The 13,677-nt window shown below is 69.3% G+C and carries 12 protein-coding genes and 4 pseudogenes; 9 read left to right on the forward strand and 7 right to left on the reverse strand.

What is annotated here, in order from left to right:
* Window positions 1–104: 104 nt before the first annotated feature.
* From MCHLDSM_RS02900 to MCHLDSM_RS36935, 5 genes and pseudogenes are all read left to right on the forward strand, one after another.
* A pseudogene (locus MCHLDSM_RS02900) lies at window positions 105–1,613 on the forward strand (heavy metal translocating P-type ATPase); the annotation flags it as partial.
* A gap of 154 nt (window positions 1,614–1,767) precedes the next feature.
* Window positions 1,768–1,911: a YHS domain-containing protein gene (locus MCHLDSM_RS40655; RefSeq protein WP_456320046.1), complete on the forward strand. Its 144-nt coding sequence runs from the start codon at window positions 1,768–1,770 to the stop codon at window positions 1,909–1,911.
* A gap of 69 nt (window positions 1,912–1,980) precedes the next feature.
* A complete protein-coding gene (locus MCHLDSM_RS02910) occupies window positions 1,981–2,307 on the forward strand; it encodes a metal-sensitive transcriptional regulator (protein WP_048468792.1) in 327 nt (108 codons plus the stop codon).
* Between the two features lie 88 nt (window positions 2,308–2,395).
* Window positions 2,396–3,744: pseudogene (locus tag MCHLDSM_RS02915) on the forward strand (HAD-IC family P-type ATPase); the annotation flags it as partial.
* Window positions 3,704–3,863 (forward strand): annotated as a pseudogene (locus tag MCHLDSM_RS36935) (IS21-like element helper ATPase IstB); the annotation flags it as partial. The pseudogenes MCHLDSM_RS02915 and MCHLDSM_RS36935, both read left to right, overlap by 41 nt.
* 95 nt (window positions 3,864–3,958) lie before the next feature.
* Here the strand turns inward: MCHLDSM_RS36935 and MCHLDSM_RS38945 are convergent.
* The 3 genes and pseudogenes from MCHLDSM_RS38945 to MCHLDSM_RS02935 all read right to left on the reverse strand — a co-directional run.
* Window positions 3,959–4,572 (reverse strand): annotated as a pseudogene (locus MCHLDSM_RS38945) (Mu transposase domain-containing protein); the annotation flags it as partial.
* A 379-nt stretch (window positions 4,573–4,951) separates the two neighbouring features.
* On the reverse strand, window positions 4,952–5,296 hold the full coding sequence (locus tag MCHLDSM_RS02930; protein WP_407661956.1) for a DoxX family protein: 345 nt from the start codon (window positions 5,294–5,296) through the stop codon (window positions 4,952–4,954).
* A gap of 92 nt (window positions 5,297–5,388) precedes the next feature.
* Window positions 5,389–7,098, reverse strand: coding sequence for an amidohydrolase (locus MCHLDSM_RS02935; RefSeq protein ID WP_048468795.1), 1,710 nt, complete (start codon window positions 7,096–7,098; stop codon window positions 5,389–5,391).
* 36 nt (window positions 7,099–7,134) lie between these two features.
* On the opposite strand from MCHLDSM_RS02935, the gene MCHLDSM_RS02940 reads away from it, so the two are divergent.
* Entirely contained in the window at window positions 7,135–8,103 is a 969-nt protein-coding gene (locus MCHLDSM_RS02940) for a cobalamin biosynthesis protein (RefSeq protein ID WP_048468796.1), read from the forward strand.
* Here the strand turns inward: MCHLDSM_RS02940 and MCHLDSM_RS02945 are convergent.
* From MCHLDSM_RS02945 to MCHLDSM_RS02955, 3 genes are read right to left on the reverse strand one after another with little or no spacing between them, the layout of a single operon-like run.
* A complete protein-coding gene (locus MCHLDSM_RS02945; protein ID WP_048468797.1) occupies window positions 8,057–8,860 on the reverse strand; it encodes an SURF1 family cytochrome oxidase biogenesis protein in 804 nt (267 codons plus the stop codon). The genes MCHLDSM_RS02940 and MCHLDSM_RS02945 overlap by 47 nt on opposite strands.
* A 2-nt stretch (window positions 8,861–8,862) precedes the next feature.
* Window positions 8,863–9,357: a low molecular weight protein-tyrosine-phosphatase gene (locus MCHLDSM_RS02950; RefSeq protein ID WP_048468798.1), complete on the reverse strand. Its 495-nt coding sequence runs from the start codon at window positions 9,355–9,357 to the stop codon at window positions 8,863–8,865.
* Complete coding sequence (locus MCHLDSM_RS02955) at window positions 9,350–10,027, reverse strand: HAD-IA family hydrolase (protein ID WP_048468799.1); 678 nt, start codon at window positions 10,025–10,027, stop codon at window positions 9,350–9,352. Before MCHLDSM_RS02955 ends, MCHLDSM_RS02950 begins: the two co-directional genes overlap by 8 nt.
* A gap of 87 nt (window positions 10,028–10,114) precedes the next feature.
* Between MCHLDSM_RS02955 and MCHLDSM_RS02960 the strand changes: the two genes are divergently transcribed.
* From MCHLDSM_RS02960 to MCHLDSM_RS02970, 3 genes are read left to right on the forward strand one after another with little or no spacing between them, the layout of a single operon-like run.
* Complete coding sequence (locus MCHLDSM_RS02960) at window positions 10,115–11,248, forward strand: Nif3-like dinuclear metal center hexameric protein (protein ID WP_048468800.1); 1,134 nt, start codon at window positions 10,115–10,117, stop codon at window positions 11,246–11,248.
* Window positions 11,238–11,975 carry a zinc ribbon domain-containing protein gene (locus tag MCHLDSM_RS02965; RefSeq protein WP_048468801.1) on the forward strand — a complete coding sequence of 246 codons (738 nt, stop codon included), beginning with the start codon at window positions 11,238–11,240 and terminating at the stop codon, window positions 11,973–11,975. Before MCHLDSM_RS02960 ends, MCHLDSM_RS02965 begins: the two co-directional genes overlap by 11 nt.
* Window positions 11,972–13,075 carry a bifunctional RNase H/acid phosphatase gene (locus MCHLDSM_RS02970; RefSeq protein ID WP_048468802.1) on the forward strand — a complete coding sequence of 368 codons (1,104 nt, stop codon included), beginning with the start codon at window positions 11,972–11,974 and terminating at the stop codon, window positions 13,073–13,075. Before MCHLDSM_RS02965 ends, MCHLDSM_RS02970 begins: the two co-directional genes overlap by 4 nt.
* Here the strand turns inward: MCHLDSM_RS02970 and MCHLDSM_RS02975 are convergent.
* A complete protein-coding gene (locus MCHLDSM_RS02975) occupies window positions 13,066–13,647 on the reverse strand; it encodes a helix-turn-helix domain-containing protein (RefSeq protein WP_048468803.1) in 582 nt (193 codons plus the stop codon). The genes MCHLDSM_RS02970 and MCHLDSM_RS02975 overlap by 10 nt on opposite strands.
* Window positions 13,648–13,677 lie beyond the last annotated feature (30 nt).

Raw genomic sequence — 13,677 nt, forward strand, 5'->3', positions numbered from 1 at the left:
CCTTTCTGAACTGGCCTGATTGATGCGTAGAGAACACCAATCCTCCCAGCTCAAGGGGCACTTTCCTCATTCCGACACCCCACGACCAACCAATTTATCGGTGGATCGAGGCTAAGATCGCCATCGGCGACCTGGTGGTCGGTGACGAGTTCGTCGTGCGCCCCGGCGAGAAGATCGCCACTGACGGCGAAGTGGTGTCGGGAACCTCGGCTGTCGATGCGTCGATGTTGACCGGCGAGTCGGTGCCGGTGGAGGTCTCGGCCGGGGACACCGTGGTCGGCGCAACTGTCAACGCCGGCGGCCGGCTGGTGGTGCGGGCCAGTCGTGTCGGCTCGGACACCCAGCTGGCTCAGATGGCGGCCCTCGTCGAACGCGCCCAGACCGGCAAGGCCGAAGTCCAGCGTCTGGCCGATCGCATCTCCGGTGTCTTCGTGCCGATCGTGATCGCCATCGCGGTGATCACCCTCGGCGCCTGGCTGGGCGCCGGATTCTCTGTCGCCGCCGCGTTTACGGCGGCGGTTGCGGTGCTGGTCATCGCCTGCCCGTGCGCCCTTGGGTTGGCCACGCCCACAGCACTGCTGGTGGGTACGGGTCGAGGCGCGCAGATGGGCGTATTGATCAAAGGCCCGGAGGTGCTGGAATCCACCCGCAAGGTCGACACCGTGGTCCTGGATAAGACCGGCACCGTGACCACGGGCACGATGACCCTTGTTGAGGTCATCACCGCGCCAGGAACCGAACGTCGGGAACTGCTTCGGCTGGCCGGCGCCTTGGAGGACGCGTCCGAGCACCCGATTGCCCGAGCTGTCGCGACGGCGGCCGCCGAGGAAGTCGGAACCCTGCCCACTCCGGAGGACTTCGCCAACGCCGAAGGCAAAGGCGTTCACGGGGTGGTGGACGGACACGCCGTCATCGTTGGACGCGAATCGTTGCTGACCGATTGGGCCCAACACCTCAGTGCGAAGCTGACCCACGCCAAGACTCGTGCTGAAGCCCAGGGAAAGACTGTGGTCGCCGTCGGCTGGGACGGCCAGCCACGCGGCATCCTCGTCATCGCCGACACCGTGAAACCCACGAGCGCACAGGCAATTTCACAGATGCGAGCCCTCGGTTTGACCCCGATCCTTCTGACCGGCGACAACGACGCCGTGGCCCGGCACATCGCCGCAGAAGTCGGCATCGACACGGTGATCGCCGAGGTCATGCCCGAAGACAAGGTCGATGTCATCGCCCGGCTACAAGCCGAAGGTAAGACCGTGGCCATGGTCGGCGATGGCGTCAACGATGCCCCTGCCCTGGCCCAAGCTGACCTGGGCCTGGCGATGGGCACCGGAACCGACGTCGCGATCGAAGCCTCCGACATCACCCTGGTACGCGGTGACTTGCGCAGCGCCGTCGACGCGATCCGCCTGTCCCGCAGGACATTATCGACGATCAAGACGAACCTGTTCTGGGCGTTCGTCTACAACGTCGCCGCCATACCGGTCGCGGCGCTGGGCATGCTCAACCCCATGCTCGCCGGCGCGGCGATGGCGTTCTCCAGCGTCTTCGTCGTGGGCAACAGCCTGCGCCTGCGCGGCTTCACCTCCGGCTCCGCAACCCCCACCCACTAGCTGTCCGAGCCCAAAGAGCCATAATGACCGACCACACCAATGCGATGTCGAGCTGCTGCTGCAACGGCCCCGTCCACGAGGCCGACACAACCGTCATGGACCCGGCGGCCACGAACCTTCTCGCGCCCCTGCCGACGAGACCGCCTGCCCGGTCATGCCCGGCGCACCGGTCAACAAGGCAGCGGCCGAAGCCGCCGGACTGTTCCGCGACTACCGCGGCCGACGGTACTGGTTCTGCTGCAGGGGATGTGGACCGCGCTTCGACCGTGATCCCGACAAGTACGCCGGCGCAGCGTGACACGCCCCAGACCTGCATTCATCGGATCGGCAACCGCCAGAGCCGTTTCGCGTACACCCAGGAGCTGTCATGACTGAACCCAGCGACACTGACCACTGCCACACCTCGGGAACCGCCCACCACGGCTACATCACCGACAAAGACCGATACCTCAAACGGTTGAAGCGCATCGAAGGCCAGGCCCGCGGCATCAGCAAAATGATCGAAGAGGAACGGTACTGCATCGACATCCTCACCCAGACCGACGCGTTGACCAAAGCCCTGCAGGGCGTCGCGCTGGCACTGTTGGACGACCATCTGCGCCACTGCGTCCGCGACGCCGCCGCAGGCGGGCCCGCCGCCGACGCCAAACTCACAGAAGCCTACGAAGCAATCGCGCGCCTCGTGCGCTCCTAATACCAACTACACCGCCCGGAGATCGTCACCGCGCCGCCGCTACCAGCCCCGCGGAGACCGACCCCGTGCAGGCATTGAAGGAAAGGACATGACCAACCGTGACGACCACGCCGTAGCCCCACCCCCACGGCCACACCCATCCCCACGCCGACGGCGCACACCCGGACCACGGCCAACACACCGCCACCGACCACGGCGGCCACCACAGCACCGACCACGGCGGCCACCACAGCAGCGGTCACGGCGGTCACGGGCACGACCATGTGGCGCAGTTCCGAGAACTGTTCTGGATCAACCTGGTCATCGCCGTCCCGGTCGTTGTGTTCTCGACGATGTTTGCGATGCTGCTCGGCTACGACGTTCCCGACTTTCCCGGCGCCCGGTGGATCCCACCGTTGATCGGCACGGTCATGTATTTGTTCGGCGGGCGACCCTTCCTCACCGGCGCGGTCGACGAAATCCGTTTCCGCAAACCGGGCACGATGCTGCTGATTGGGCTGGCGATCACCGTAGCGTTCCTGGCCTCCTGGGGTGCGAGCCTCGGGGTGCTTCACCATGAGCTGGAGTTCTGGTGGGAACTGGCGCTGCTGATCGTCATCATGCTGCTCGGCCACTGGGTCGAGATGCGCTCGGTGGCCCAGACCACTTCTGCGTTGGATTCGTTTGCCGCGCTGCTGCCTGACGAAGCCGAGAAGATCGACGGCGACCGCACTGTTACCGTCTGCCCGCAGACCTGCAGATGGGGGATGTGGTGGTCGTTCGGCCCGGTGGAAGCGTCCCTGCCGACGGCCGAATCGTCGACGGGCGCGCCGACATGGACGAGTCAATGGTGACCGGTGAATCGCGGCCGGTGGCCCGCACGGTCGGGGACGAGGTGACGGCGGGAACTGTGGCCACCGATTCCGGATTGCGCATCGAAATCACCGCCACTGGCGATGACACCACCCTGGCGGTATCCAGAGCCTGGTCACCCAAGCGCAGAACTCGTCGTCGCGAGCTCAGCGCCTCGCTGACCGGGCAGCGGGCTGGCTGTTCTGGTTCGCGTTGATCACCGCCGCCATCACCGCCGCGGCGTGGTCGATCACCGGACATCCCGACGCTTCCGTGGTCCGGGCGATCACTGTCCTGGTCATTGCGTGCCCCCATGCGCTGGGCTCGGCGATACCGCTGGTCGTGTCCATCGCCACCGAACGAGCCGCCCGGGGCGGGGTATTGATCAAAGGTCGCCTTGCCCTGGAAGGCATGCGCACCGTCGACGCCGTGCTCTTCGACAAGACCGGCACCTTGACCAAAAGCGAACCCACGGTCACCGCCGTTCACGCCGGCAGCGACCTCGACGACGACACCGTGCTCGCCCTGGCCGCCGCCGCCGAAGCCGACAGTGAACACCCCCTGGCGAGTCAAGGCCGCGGGCTTTCCGCGCCAGAAGTGGTTGGGCGATTTCGACTTCGATGCCCAACCCGAACATCAACCCCGCCACCATCCACCAGTTGGCCACCGGCGACTGCATCACCAAAGGCCAACCCCAGTGCCTGATCAGTGACTCCGGGACCGGCGCATGGTGGATCGCCGGTCCCGGTCGTCGCATTCGGCCAGCAGCAGTTCGGCCAAAAATCCCTGACAGGACAGCTGCTCTCGGTTGGCAGTCGCAAGGGCTTCGTCGAGGAGGCAAGCCGGCGATCACCGCAGCCGGATCGGTGAGGCGGCGCTGGGTCAGACTGACAACCCGATGCTCGACCACATCACCGTGAGCACCGAGGTGTCGGTCTGATTCGGCCCCAGTGGCCGCGTGCCGGCGTCCTTCCACCGCGGCGACGTCGGTGCTGACCGCGCCCACGGTGAGTGCAGCGGTGATCCCGGCGATCACCTCCGCGGTGGTCATGGTGCGGCGCAGCAAGAGAACGTCGACCAGTTCACGGGTGCCTGCGACGTCGCCGTTGACGCGCCGCGTGGCGGCCCAGAACGCCTCGTGGGCGGCGGTGAACACCCCCGCTTCGCGGGCGCGGGCCAGCGCCGTCGACCCAGGTAGCCCTCCCGGTTTGATCCTCAACACTTCCAGGTAGTGGTCGAGCTGCACGCTGGAGCCGCCGCGCGTCATCACTCTGGGATGTACGGCGACCTGATGGCGCCCGTCGAAGACGATGACCGCCGACGCGCGCAGCGACACCCGCACCCGTTGACCGAGCAGCCGGACTGCACCGAGTACTTCGCCATCCGTACGGTGATCAACGCCGACCGGTCCACCCTGGAATCAAGGCCAAGCCCGCGCTCATCGCAATACGTCATGCCGTCGAAATGAGAGCATGCACCCGCGCCAAGCGGGTTCTAAGCAGAAGTCGTGGTTTTCGTTCATGTTGGCCGGCGGACATCGGCGAACCCGCTCGGCCTAGTCATTTGTTTAAGGGCCCCAAATGGCCGACTGGAACCATTCGGTGCGGATTTCGTGCGCCAAAGCGAAACCCCCGCTGTGCCATGACTGTGCCAAGACGCGAACCAACAGCCGAGACAGTGGAGATGCACTGCAACCCGCCAACACGCTGAGCTGGGACTACGCGAACGCAATAGGCACAATGAGACGCTGTAAACGCTGGTCAAGGCATTTACACACCAGCGGTCGGCGGTTCGATACCGTCCGCGCCCACCGTCAACGCCGGCGAGGAATCCCCGTGGACCACAGCGCCCACGCGATCAGCACCGGCTGGAAGAACAGCCGCACCAACCGCTTGGTGTCGGTGTCGAGCCCGAACCCGTCCGCGTGGTTGAGGTACTGCGCCAGGTTGCCCGGGAAGACCAACACGAAGAACGCCGCCAGCAGCCGACCCACCAGTACGCGGTCGCGGCGCAGCACGGCCAGGCCGACGCCGAGCGTGATCTCAACGCCGCCGGAAGCCATCACGACGCCGTCGGCGTCCATCGGTACCCATGTGGGCACCTGCGCCTGAAATTCCTCACGAGCCCAGAACAAGTGGCTGAAGCCTGCGAAGACCATCGCGCCGGCGAGGACCAGTCGTGCGAGCGTCCTGGCGCGGGTTGTCGGCGGGGGAGCAGGTTGTTCGTCCACGGCGTTCACGTTAGCTCTGGTCAGCAGCAGCCGGTGGCCTTGCGTTCGGCCAGGTGCGCGTGCTCGGCGTTGTCGCCGCCACGGACAGCGCCGACGAACTCGTCGAGGTCGATGCGGCGTCCACCCAGCCATGTCCCCGTCACGGTGACACGGTCGATGATCTCCGCGGGATCGACGGCCCACGGATCGGCGGTCAGCTCCACGAAATCAGCGAGCTTGCCGGGGGTGATCGAGCCGACGAGGTGCTCGCGGTGCAGCGTGCGGGCCGCGTCGATGGTCTGCGCGCGCCACGCCCGGTCCAGCGGGATCGCCTGCTCCGGACAGTGCACGGTGCCCTTGCGGGTGCGCCGCGTGACCGCGGTGGCGATGTTGACGATCGGCGTCGGCGGGGACACCGATCCGTCGTTGTGCAGCGACACGCACGCGCCCGAGTCGACGGCATCGGCGAACGCCGCCCACCGCGCCCCGTGCTGCGGCTCGAACATCGCGCCGTCGAGCAGTTCGCCCCAGTAGTAGTACTGGAACGGCGCCAGCGACACATGCACGCCCAACCGGGCCGCGCGGTCGAAGTGCGCCCGCGTGCCCGCGCCGCAGTGCTCCAGCCGCCAGCGATGGTTGGAGCCCAGCAGGCCGTGCCTGTTGAGCGCGTCCTCGTAGGCGTCGAGCGCGAGGTCGAGCGCCAGGTCGCCATTGGCGTGGAAGGCCATCTGCCAGCCCGCCGGCGCCGCCCGGTCGAGGATCGCGTCGAGCTGCTCGCGGCTGTAGTTCATCGAGTGCGCGCCGCCGGCCACCGCCGGATCGATGCCTGCGGTGCGGGTGGCCTCGGTGTCGAGGTAGGGGAACGAGATCGCGATGTTGCCGACCCACGGCGACCCGTCGGTCCACAGCTTGACGCCGGTCTTGGTCAACCACTCATCGCCCGCGGTGAATGTCGTTGGCTCCGAATAGGTGTCGGTGACCGACATCTCCCACATGCTGACCCGCAGCGGACACGACGGCGCGGCGGCGAGCGCCTCGTAACCGGCGGCGAACTTCGGGTCGTAGGTCATGTCCGACGTCGACGTGTACCCACCGCGCGCCATCACCGCGTAGTAGGTCGCCGCCGACACCAGCGGGTCGCCCATCTGCTCCATCAGCGGCATCGTCACCGCGGTCACCACGGGCAGTTCGAATCCCTGCCCGTTGAGCGTCCCGTCGGCGTTGCGGCCGAACTTGCCGGCGACCGGGTCGGGCGGCGGTGCGGCGTCCCAGCCGTGGCGCCGGATCATCGCGGAGTTGAAATACACGCCGTGCCCGGAGTTGTCGGTGACGACGGTGACGCGGTCGCCGAAGATCTCGTCGAGCTCGCCGGCCTGCGGTGCCGGATGGCCGTGCAGCAGTGCGTCGTACCCGGCGAACCACAGGGGGGTGTCGGGGTCGGTGTGAGCCAGCGCGTCGGCGAAAATCGTGCGGACGTCCGACCAGCTCGCCGCGACCCACGGCGCGATCGAGCGGGCCGGCGCCTGCGTGGCGATCCCGCTGATCAACGGATGCCCGTGCGGTTCAACGAAACCCGGTGCGAGCACGGCGGCGCCGGTGTCGACGACCTCCGCGCCGGGCAACGCGTCGCGGCACTCGTCGACGGTGCCGACCGCTGTGATCCGTCCGTCCGACACCGCCACCGCCTCGGCGCGCGGCGCCGTGTCGTCCATGGTGATGACGGTCCCTGCGGTCAAGATCACGTCGGTCATGGGCACAGTGTGACACCGATGTGACAAGCTGCCGGGGTGTTCGCAGCAGTTGGCCGGGGCCGCGCAGCCGGGATCGCGGTGGGGGTGCTCGCCGACCGCCCGTTCGGTGACCCGTCGCGGGGGCATCCGGTGGCGCTGTTCGGCAGCGGCGCAGCGGCGCTCGAGCGGCGGGTCTACGCCGACAGCCGCAGTGCGGGCGCCCTGCACACCGCCGCACTGCTCGGCCTCGTCGCCCTCGCCGGCGCGGCGGTCGAACGCAGCGGCCGGCGCGCCGGCGTCGTCGCCGAGACAGTGTGCGTCGCCGCCGCGACATTCACCGCGCTGGGCGGTACGTCGCTGGCCCGCACCGGTACCCGGATGGCCGATCTGCTGGCGGCCGACGACCTCGACGCGGCCAGACAGCTGCTGCCGTCACTGTGCGGACGGGACCCGTCGGTGCTCGATGCCGCCGGCCTGACCCGCGCCGCGCTGGAGTCGGTCGCGGAGAACACCTCCGACGCGCAGGTCGGTCCGTTGGTGTGGGCGGCGCTGGGCGGTGTCCCGGCGGTGCTGGTGTACCGGGCCGCGAACACGCTCGACGCCATGATCGGCAACAAGTCGCCGCGCTACCTGCGGTTCGGTTGGGCGGCAGCCCGATTCGACGACCTGTTGAACCTGGCCGCGGCCCGGCTGACGGGGCTGTTCGTCGTGGCGTGCGCGCCGGTGGTGGGTGGCTCTCCGACAGGTGCTTTGCGGGCCTGGCGCCGGGACGCGAGCAGGCACCCCAGCCCGAACGCCGGGGTCGCCGAGGCGGCGTTCGCCGGGGCACTGGGGATCCGGTTGGGGGGCCCTACGCAGTACGCCCACGAGCTGGAGATCCGCCCGACGCTCGGCGATGGCAGGACGCCGGCGGTCGCGGATCTGGAGCGTGCCGTGCGGTTGTCGCGCGCTGTGCAGGTGGTCGCCGCGGCAGCCGCCGTCAGCGTCGCCTCCCGTACCGGTCGGCGAGCTTGTCCTCAGGGGTGACGGGTGCGGCCGCCGCCTTCTCCTGCCTGCGCGCCTTCACCTCGGCGTAGACGAAGTAGCCGACGCCGATCGGGGCGATGATGCCGAAGGCGATCCACTGGATGCCGTAGGACAGGAACGGCCCGGCATCCAGACGCGGCAGTGGAACGGCGCCGAGACCCCCGGGCTGGTCGTCGACCAGCTGCAGATAGGACCCGGCCAATGGAACGCCGGTCAACGCGGAGATCTGGCCGGGGTTGATCGAATACACCTGCTGCACACCGGCGTCCCGGAACGGAGCCTTGCCGGCGGGCACCCCTTCGGCGTCGCGCAACCGGGCGGTGATCGTCACCGTCCCCGTCGGGGCGGCGTCGAACGGCGGTACCGCGGTACCCTGCACCGGCTTGACATAGCCGCGGTCGACGAGCACGGTCGGGCCGCCGTCGACGGCGAACGGCACCAGCACCTCGAAGGCGGGATCCCCGTCGATCACCCGCAGCCGGGCCAGCACCTGCGCGCCGTTCAGATACCTGCCCGTCGCGGTCACGCGCTTCCACTGCTGATCGGGCGCCGCCGAATCCTGATGGGGCAGAAGGCTGGTCAGTGGCACCGGATCGGCGTCCAGCGAGGCGGCGATCTGCGCGTTCTCCCGGGAGGTCGTGGTGTTCTTGCCCAGCTGCCACGGGGCGAGCACCGTGAAGCACAGATAGGCGAACGCGATCGCCACGACGTAGAGCGCCAGCCATTGCGGCCGCAGCAGGAAGGTCAGCCGGCGCATCGTCAGACCGCCTGTTGCCGCTCGGCCAGCTGGTCGTCCACCCACCCGTGCAGCCCCGGCAGCGCGGCGTCGATGACGGTGAACACGTCCTCGAAGTCGTCGTGCGTGCCGTAGTAGGGATCGTCGACGTCGGGGACGTGGGCGCCCGAGCGGGGGTCGAAGGACCGCAGCATGCGCAGCCGCTCGGTGGGCACCCCGAGGTGGGCCAGCATGCGCTGGTGCTCGCGGCCCAGCGCGATGACCAGATCGGCGGCCAGGTGGTCGTCGCCGACCTGGGTGGCCCGATGCGCCGACGGGTAGCCGTGGCCGCGCAACGTGTCGGCGGCGCGCCGATCGGCGGGCTCACCCTCGTGCCAGTGCCCGGTGCCGGCGCTGCTGACGCGCACCACATCGGCCAGTCCGCGCTCGGCGATCTGATGGGCGAACATCTTCTCGGCCATCGGGCTGCGGCAGATGTTGCCCGAACAGATGAACGTGACGTGCAGCAGCTCAGACACCGAGCACCTCCCGCAGGGCGTCCACGGTGTCCACGTGCGCGAGCGCGCCGCTGGGGCCGTCGGTGAAATCCTCGCGACCGTAGCCCCAGTCGACGACGATGGTGCCGATTCCGTGGGCGGCGGCTCCCTCCACGTCGTGCGACCGGTCTCCGATCATCACCACCCGGTCGGGGATCGGGGCGAGCTGATCGAGCGCGTGGGCCACCACGTCGGCCTTGCGCGCCCGGGTGCCGTCGACGCTGGCGCCGGCGATCACCTCGAAGCGTCCGTCGAGGTCGAAGTGGGCGAGGATGCGCCGCGCGGTCGGCTCGGCCTTCGAGGTGGCCACCGCCAGGCGCACCCCGGCGTCGGCCAGGTCGGCCAGCAGGTCCGGGACGCCCGTGAACGGCCGGTTCATCGACCAGCCGCGGCTGGTGTAGTCCGCCCGGTAGGCGGCGATCGCGTCGTCGACCCGCTCACCCAGGCCCATCGACTCCAACGTGTGCAGCATGGGCGGTCCGACGATGCGGCTGACCAGATCACCCTCGGGAATGGTGGCGCCGACCGCGGACAGGGCGTGGCGGAAGCTGGCCACGATGCCCTCGGCGGAGTCGGTCAGGGTGCCGTCCAGGTCGAAGATCACCAGATCGCCGCGGCCCACCCGGGCGACGCCGGCTGAGCTGTCCAGCATATCGGTCACGTGCCCATTGTCCCTGATGCCCGGAGTGGCTGGACCCGCGCACTACTGTCGTGCTGTGGCATGTCTGCTGGTGATGCGATGACGGTGCGGCTCGCCGACGTCATCGAGGTGCTCGACAGGGCCTACCCGCCGCGGCTGGCGCAGAGCTGGGACTCCGTCGGCCTGGTGTGCGGTGATCCGTCCGAGCCGGCCGAGTCGGTGACGGTCGCGGTGGACGCGACGCCCGAGGTGGTGGCAACGATGCCCGAGCGCGGCCTGCTGCTGGCCCACCACCCGCTGTTGCTGCGCGGAGTGGACACGGTGGCCGCCGACACCGCCAAGGGTGCGCTGCTGCACGCCATGATCCGGACCGGGCGCGCCCTGTTCACCGCACACACCAACGCCGACAGCGCCGACCCGGGCGTCTCCGACGCGCTGGCCGCCGCGCTCGGTCTGGAGGTCACCGACGTCCTGTCCCCGGTGCCGTCGGGACCCGCGCTGGACAAGTGGGGCGTCTACGTCCCGCCCGAAAACGCCGAGGCGCTGCGCGCGGCGATGTTCGGTGCGGGCGCCGGCGACGTCGGCGACTACTCGCAGTGCAGTTGGAGCGCGCCGGGGATCGGCCAGTTCCTGCCCGGAGACGGCGCCTCACCGGCGATCGGCTCGGTCGGGACCGTGGAGCACGTCGTCGAGGACCGCGTGGAGATGGTGGCGCCGAGGTCGCGGCGAGCGGCGGTTCTCGCGGCCCTGCGCACCGCCCATCCGTATGAAGAGCCTGCGTTCGACGTCGTGGCGCTGGAGACTCCGCCGGCGGGCACCGGGCTGGGCCGCATCGCCGTCCTCGCCGAACCGGAACCGTTGCCGGCGTTCGTCGCTCGCGTCCGGCGTGGCCTTCCCGCGACGTCGTGGGGGGTGCGCGCCTCCGGTGACCCGACGACGACGGTGTCGCGGGTCGCGCTGTGCGGCGGGGCGGGTGACTCGCTGCTCGCGGAGGTGGCCGCTGCCGGAGTGCAGGCCTACGTCACCGCCGACCTGCGTCACCATCCGGCCGACGAACACCGCCGCGTCTCCGACGTCGCACTCGTCGACGTCGCGCACTGGGCCAGCGAGTTCCCGTGGTGCGCACAGGCGGCCGAACTCCTGCACCAGCACTTCGGCGACGCACTGCCCGTCACCGTGTCCGAGGTGCGCACCGACCCATGGAATGTCGAGGAAGCAGCCGATGAAAGCTGATGTGTCACAGCAACGTTCACTGCTCGAGCTGGCCGAGCTCGACGCCGAGATCAGCCGGCTCGAACACCGGGTGAAGAACCTTCCCGAACAGTCGGCGCTGGAGAGCGCGCAGGCCGCCCACCGCGAGGCCAACGACCGGCTGGCCGCCGTGCAGCTCGCGCTCGCCGACCTCGACGCGCAGGTCGCCAAGTTCGAGAGCGAGATCGACGGGGTGCGCCAGCGTGAGGACCGCGACCGCGGGCTGCTGGAGGGCGGCACGGTAGACGCCAAACAGCTCACCGAACTGCAGCACGAGCTCGAGACCCTGCAGCGCCGGCAGGCCAGTCTGGAGGACTCGCTGCTGGAGGTGATGGAACGGCGCGAGGAGCTCGCGGCCGACCAGGACCGCGAACTGACCGGCATCGACGACCTGCAGACCGCCCTGACCGACGCGCAGCAGTCCTGCGACAGCGCGCGCACGCACCTCGCGCAGATCAAGCATCAGCGTGTCTCGCGGCGTGAGGAACTCGTCGCGGGCATCGACGAGGGGCTGGTGTCGATGTACGAGCGTCAGCGTGCGCGCGGCGGCGTGGGCGCCGGGCAGCTGCAGGGACGACGGTGCGGTGCGTGCCGGCTGGAGATCGACAAGGGCGAGCTGGCGCGGATTGCCGCCGCGGCCGACGACGAGGTGCTGCGCTGCCCGGAGTGCAATGCGATTCTGTTGCGCGTCAAGGGACCCGGCGCGTGAAGGTCATCGTCGAGTGCGACGGCGGATCGCGCGGCAATCCCGGTCCGGCCGGATACGGCGCGGTCGTGTGGTCCGCGGATCGCGCTGAGGTGCTGGCCGAGACGAAAGAGACGATCGGCCGCGCCTCCAACAACGTCGCCGAATACCGCGGCCTGATCGCGGGTCTCGAGGCCGCGGCGGGCGTGGGTGCCACCGAGGTCGAGGTCTGCATGGACTCGAAGCTGGTGGTCGAGCAGATGGCCGGGCGCTGGCGCGTCAAGCATCCCGACCTGGCCCCGCTGAACCAGCAGGCCCGCGACCGAGCGCGGGCGTTCGAGCACGTCACCTACACCTGGGTGCCCCGTGCGCAGAACGCGCATGCCGACGCGCTGGCCAACCAGGCGATGGACGCGGCCGCCGGTATCGAGGAGGGCGATCCGGTGCCGGCCGAAACGTCAACGCCGACAACGCAGGTGACGACGAACCCGGCGGGGTGGACCGGGGCGCGTGGAGCGCCGACGCGGTTGTTCCTGCTCCGGCACGGGCAGACGCCGCTGTCGGTCGAACGGCGCTACTCGGGGCGCGGCAACCCCGCCCTGACCGAACTGGGCAACCAGCAGGCCGACGCGGCGGCCCGTTATCTGGGGCAGGGCGGTGGAATCGACGCGGTGGTGTCCTCGCCGCTGCAACGCGCCCACGACACCGCCACCGCGGCCGCGAAGGCTCTCGGTCTGGACGTCGAGATCGACGACGATCTGATCGAGACCGACTTCGGGGCCTGGGAGGGGCTGACGTTCCGCGAGGCCTCCGAACGCGACCCCGAACTGCACCTGCGGTGGCTGCGCGACACCGCCGTGCCGCCCCCGGGCGGCGAGAGCTTCGACGCGGTGGCCACCCGTGTCGCCCGCGCGCAGCAGCGCATCATCGCCGAACGCCCCGGTCAGACGGTGCTGGTCGTGTCGCATGTGACGCCGATCAAGACGCTGCTGCGCCTGGCCCTCGACGCCGGTTCGACGATTCTGTACCGGCTGCATCTGGACCTGGCCTCGCTGTCGATCGCCGAGTTCTATCCCGACGGTCTCGCCTCGGTGCGCCTGGTCAATCAGACGTCCTATTTGTGATCGGTGTGCAGGTGCACGCGTTCGCCGTGCAGGCCGAACAGCGCGATCGCCTCGACCGGTCCGTCGACGACCCCGAACCAGTGCGGCGTCCACGTCGAGAACTCCACGGCTTCACCGGGTTTGATGGTGAAGTCGCGTTCGCCGAGGATCAGCCGCATCCTGCCCGACAGCACGTACATCCAGTCGTGGCCCTCGTGGACGGGCAATTGCGGCGGTGGTGTGCGCCGGCGGGCGCTGACCCGGATCTTGTAGGCGTGTAGTCCGCCCGCAGGACCCTGACCGGTCAACGGCCAGAACGTGATCTGGTTGCGGGTGTGCGCGCCGCCGCGGACCCGTGGGTCCTCGACCTCCGGGGCGCGCAGCAGTTCGTCGGTACTGACCGACAGGGCGGCGGCGAGCCGGGGGAGATGGTCGAGGGCGAGCCGCCGCTTGCCGGATTCCAGTCGGCTCAGGGTGGACACGTCGATGCTGGACCGGCTCGCCACGTCGTCGAGTGTCATGCCGCGCTGCAGCCTCAGTTCCCGCAACCGGCGCCGCACCCGGGCGTCCACACCGTCGTCGTTTGCCTGCATGGCAACCAAGCTTGGCAGATCGGTGTGACC

Origin of the sequence: Mycolicibacterium chlorophenolicum, from assembly GCF_001044235.1 — a bacterium.
In the GTDB taxonomy this organism is placed as follows: domain Bacteria; phylum Actinomycetota; class Actinomycetes; order Mycobacteriales; family Mycobacteriaceae; genus Mycobacterium; species Mycobacterium chlorophenolicum.

Excerpts from the sequence above, each read along its gene's own strand:
- MCHLDSM_RS02930 (WP_407661956.1), bottom strand. The coding sequence starts at position 5,296 with ATGGTCTTCGCAGGCTTCAGCCACTTGTTCTGGGCTCGTGAGGAATTT.
- MCHLDSM_RS40655 (WP_456320046.1), top strand. The coding sequence starts at position 1,768 with ATGCCCGGCGCACCGGTCAACAAGGCAGCGGCCGAAGCCGCCGGACTG.
- MCHLDSM_RS02935 (WP_048468795.1), bottom strand. The coding sequence starts at position 7,098 with ATGACCGACGTGATCTTGACCGCAGGGACCGTCATCACCATGGACGAC.
- MCHLDSM_RS02955 (WP_048468799.1), bottom strand. The coding sequence starts at position 10,027 with ATGCTGGACAGCTCAGCCGGCGTCGCCCGGGTGGGCCGCGGCGATCTG.
- MCHLDSM_RS02945 (WP_048468797.1), bottom strand. The coding sequence starts at position 8,860 with ATGCGCCGGCTGACCTTCCTGCTGCGGCCGCAATGGCTGGCGCTCTAC.
- MCHLDSM_RS02910 (WP_048468792.1), top strand. The coding sequence starts at position 1,981 with ATGACTGAACCCAGCGACACTGACCACTGCCACACCTCGGGAACCGCC.
- MCHLDSM_RS02965 (WP_048468801.1), top strand. The coding sequence starts at position 11,238 with ATGAAAGCTGATGTGTCACAGCAACGTTCACTGCTCGAGCTGGCCGAG.
- MCHLDSM_RS02975 (WP_048468803.1), bottom strand. The coding sequence starts at position 13,647 with ATGCAGGCAAACGACGACGGTGTGGACGCCCGGGTGCGGCGCCGGTTG.
- MCHLDSM_RS02960 (WP_048468800.1), top strand. The coding sequence starts at position 10,115 with ATGACGGTGCGGCTCGCCGACGTCATCGAGGTGCTCGACAGGGCCTAC.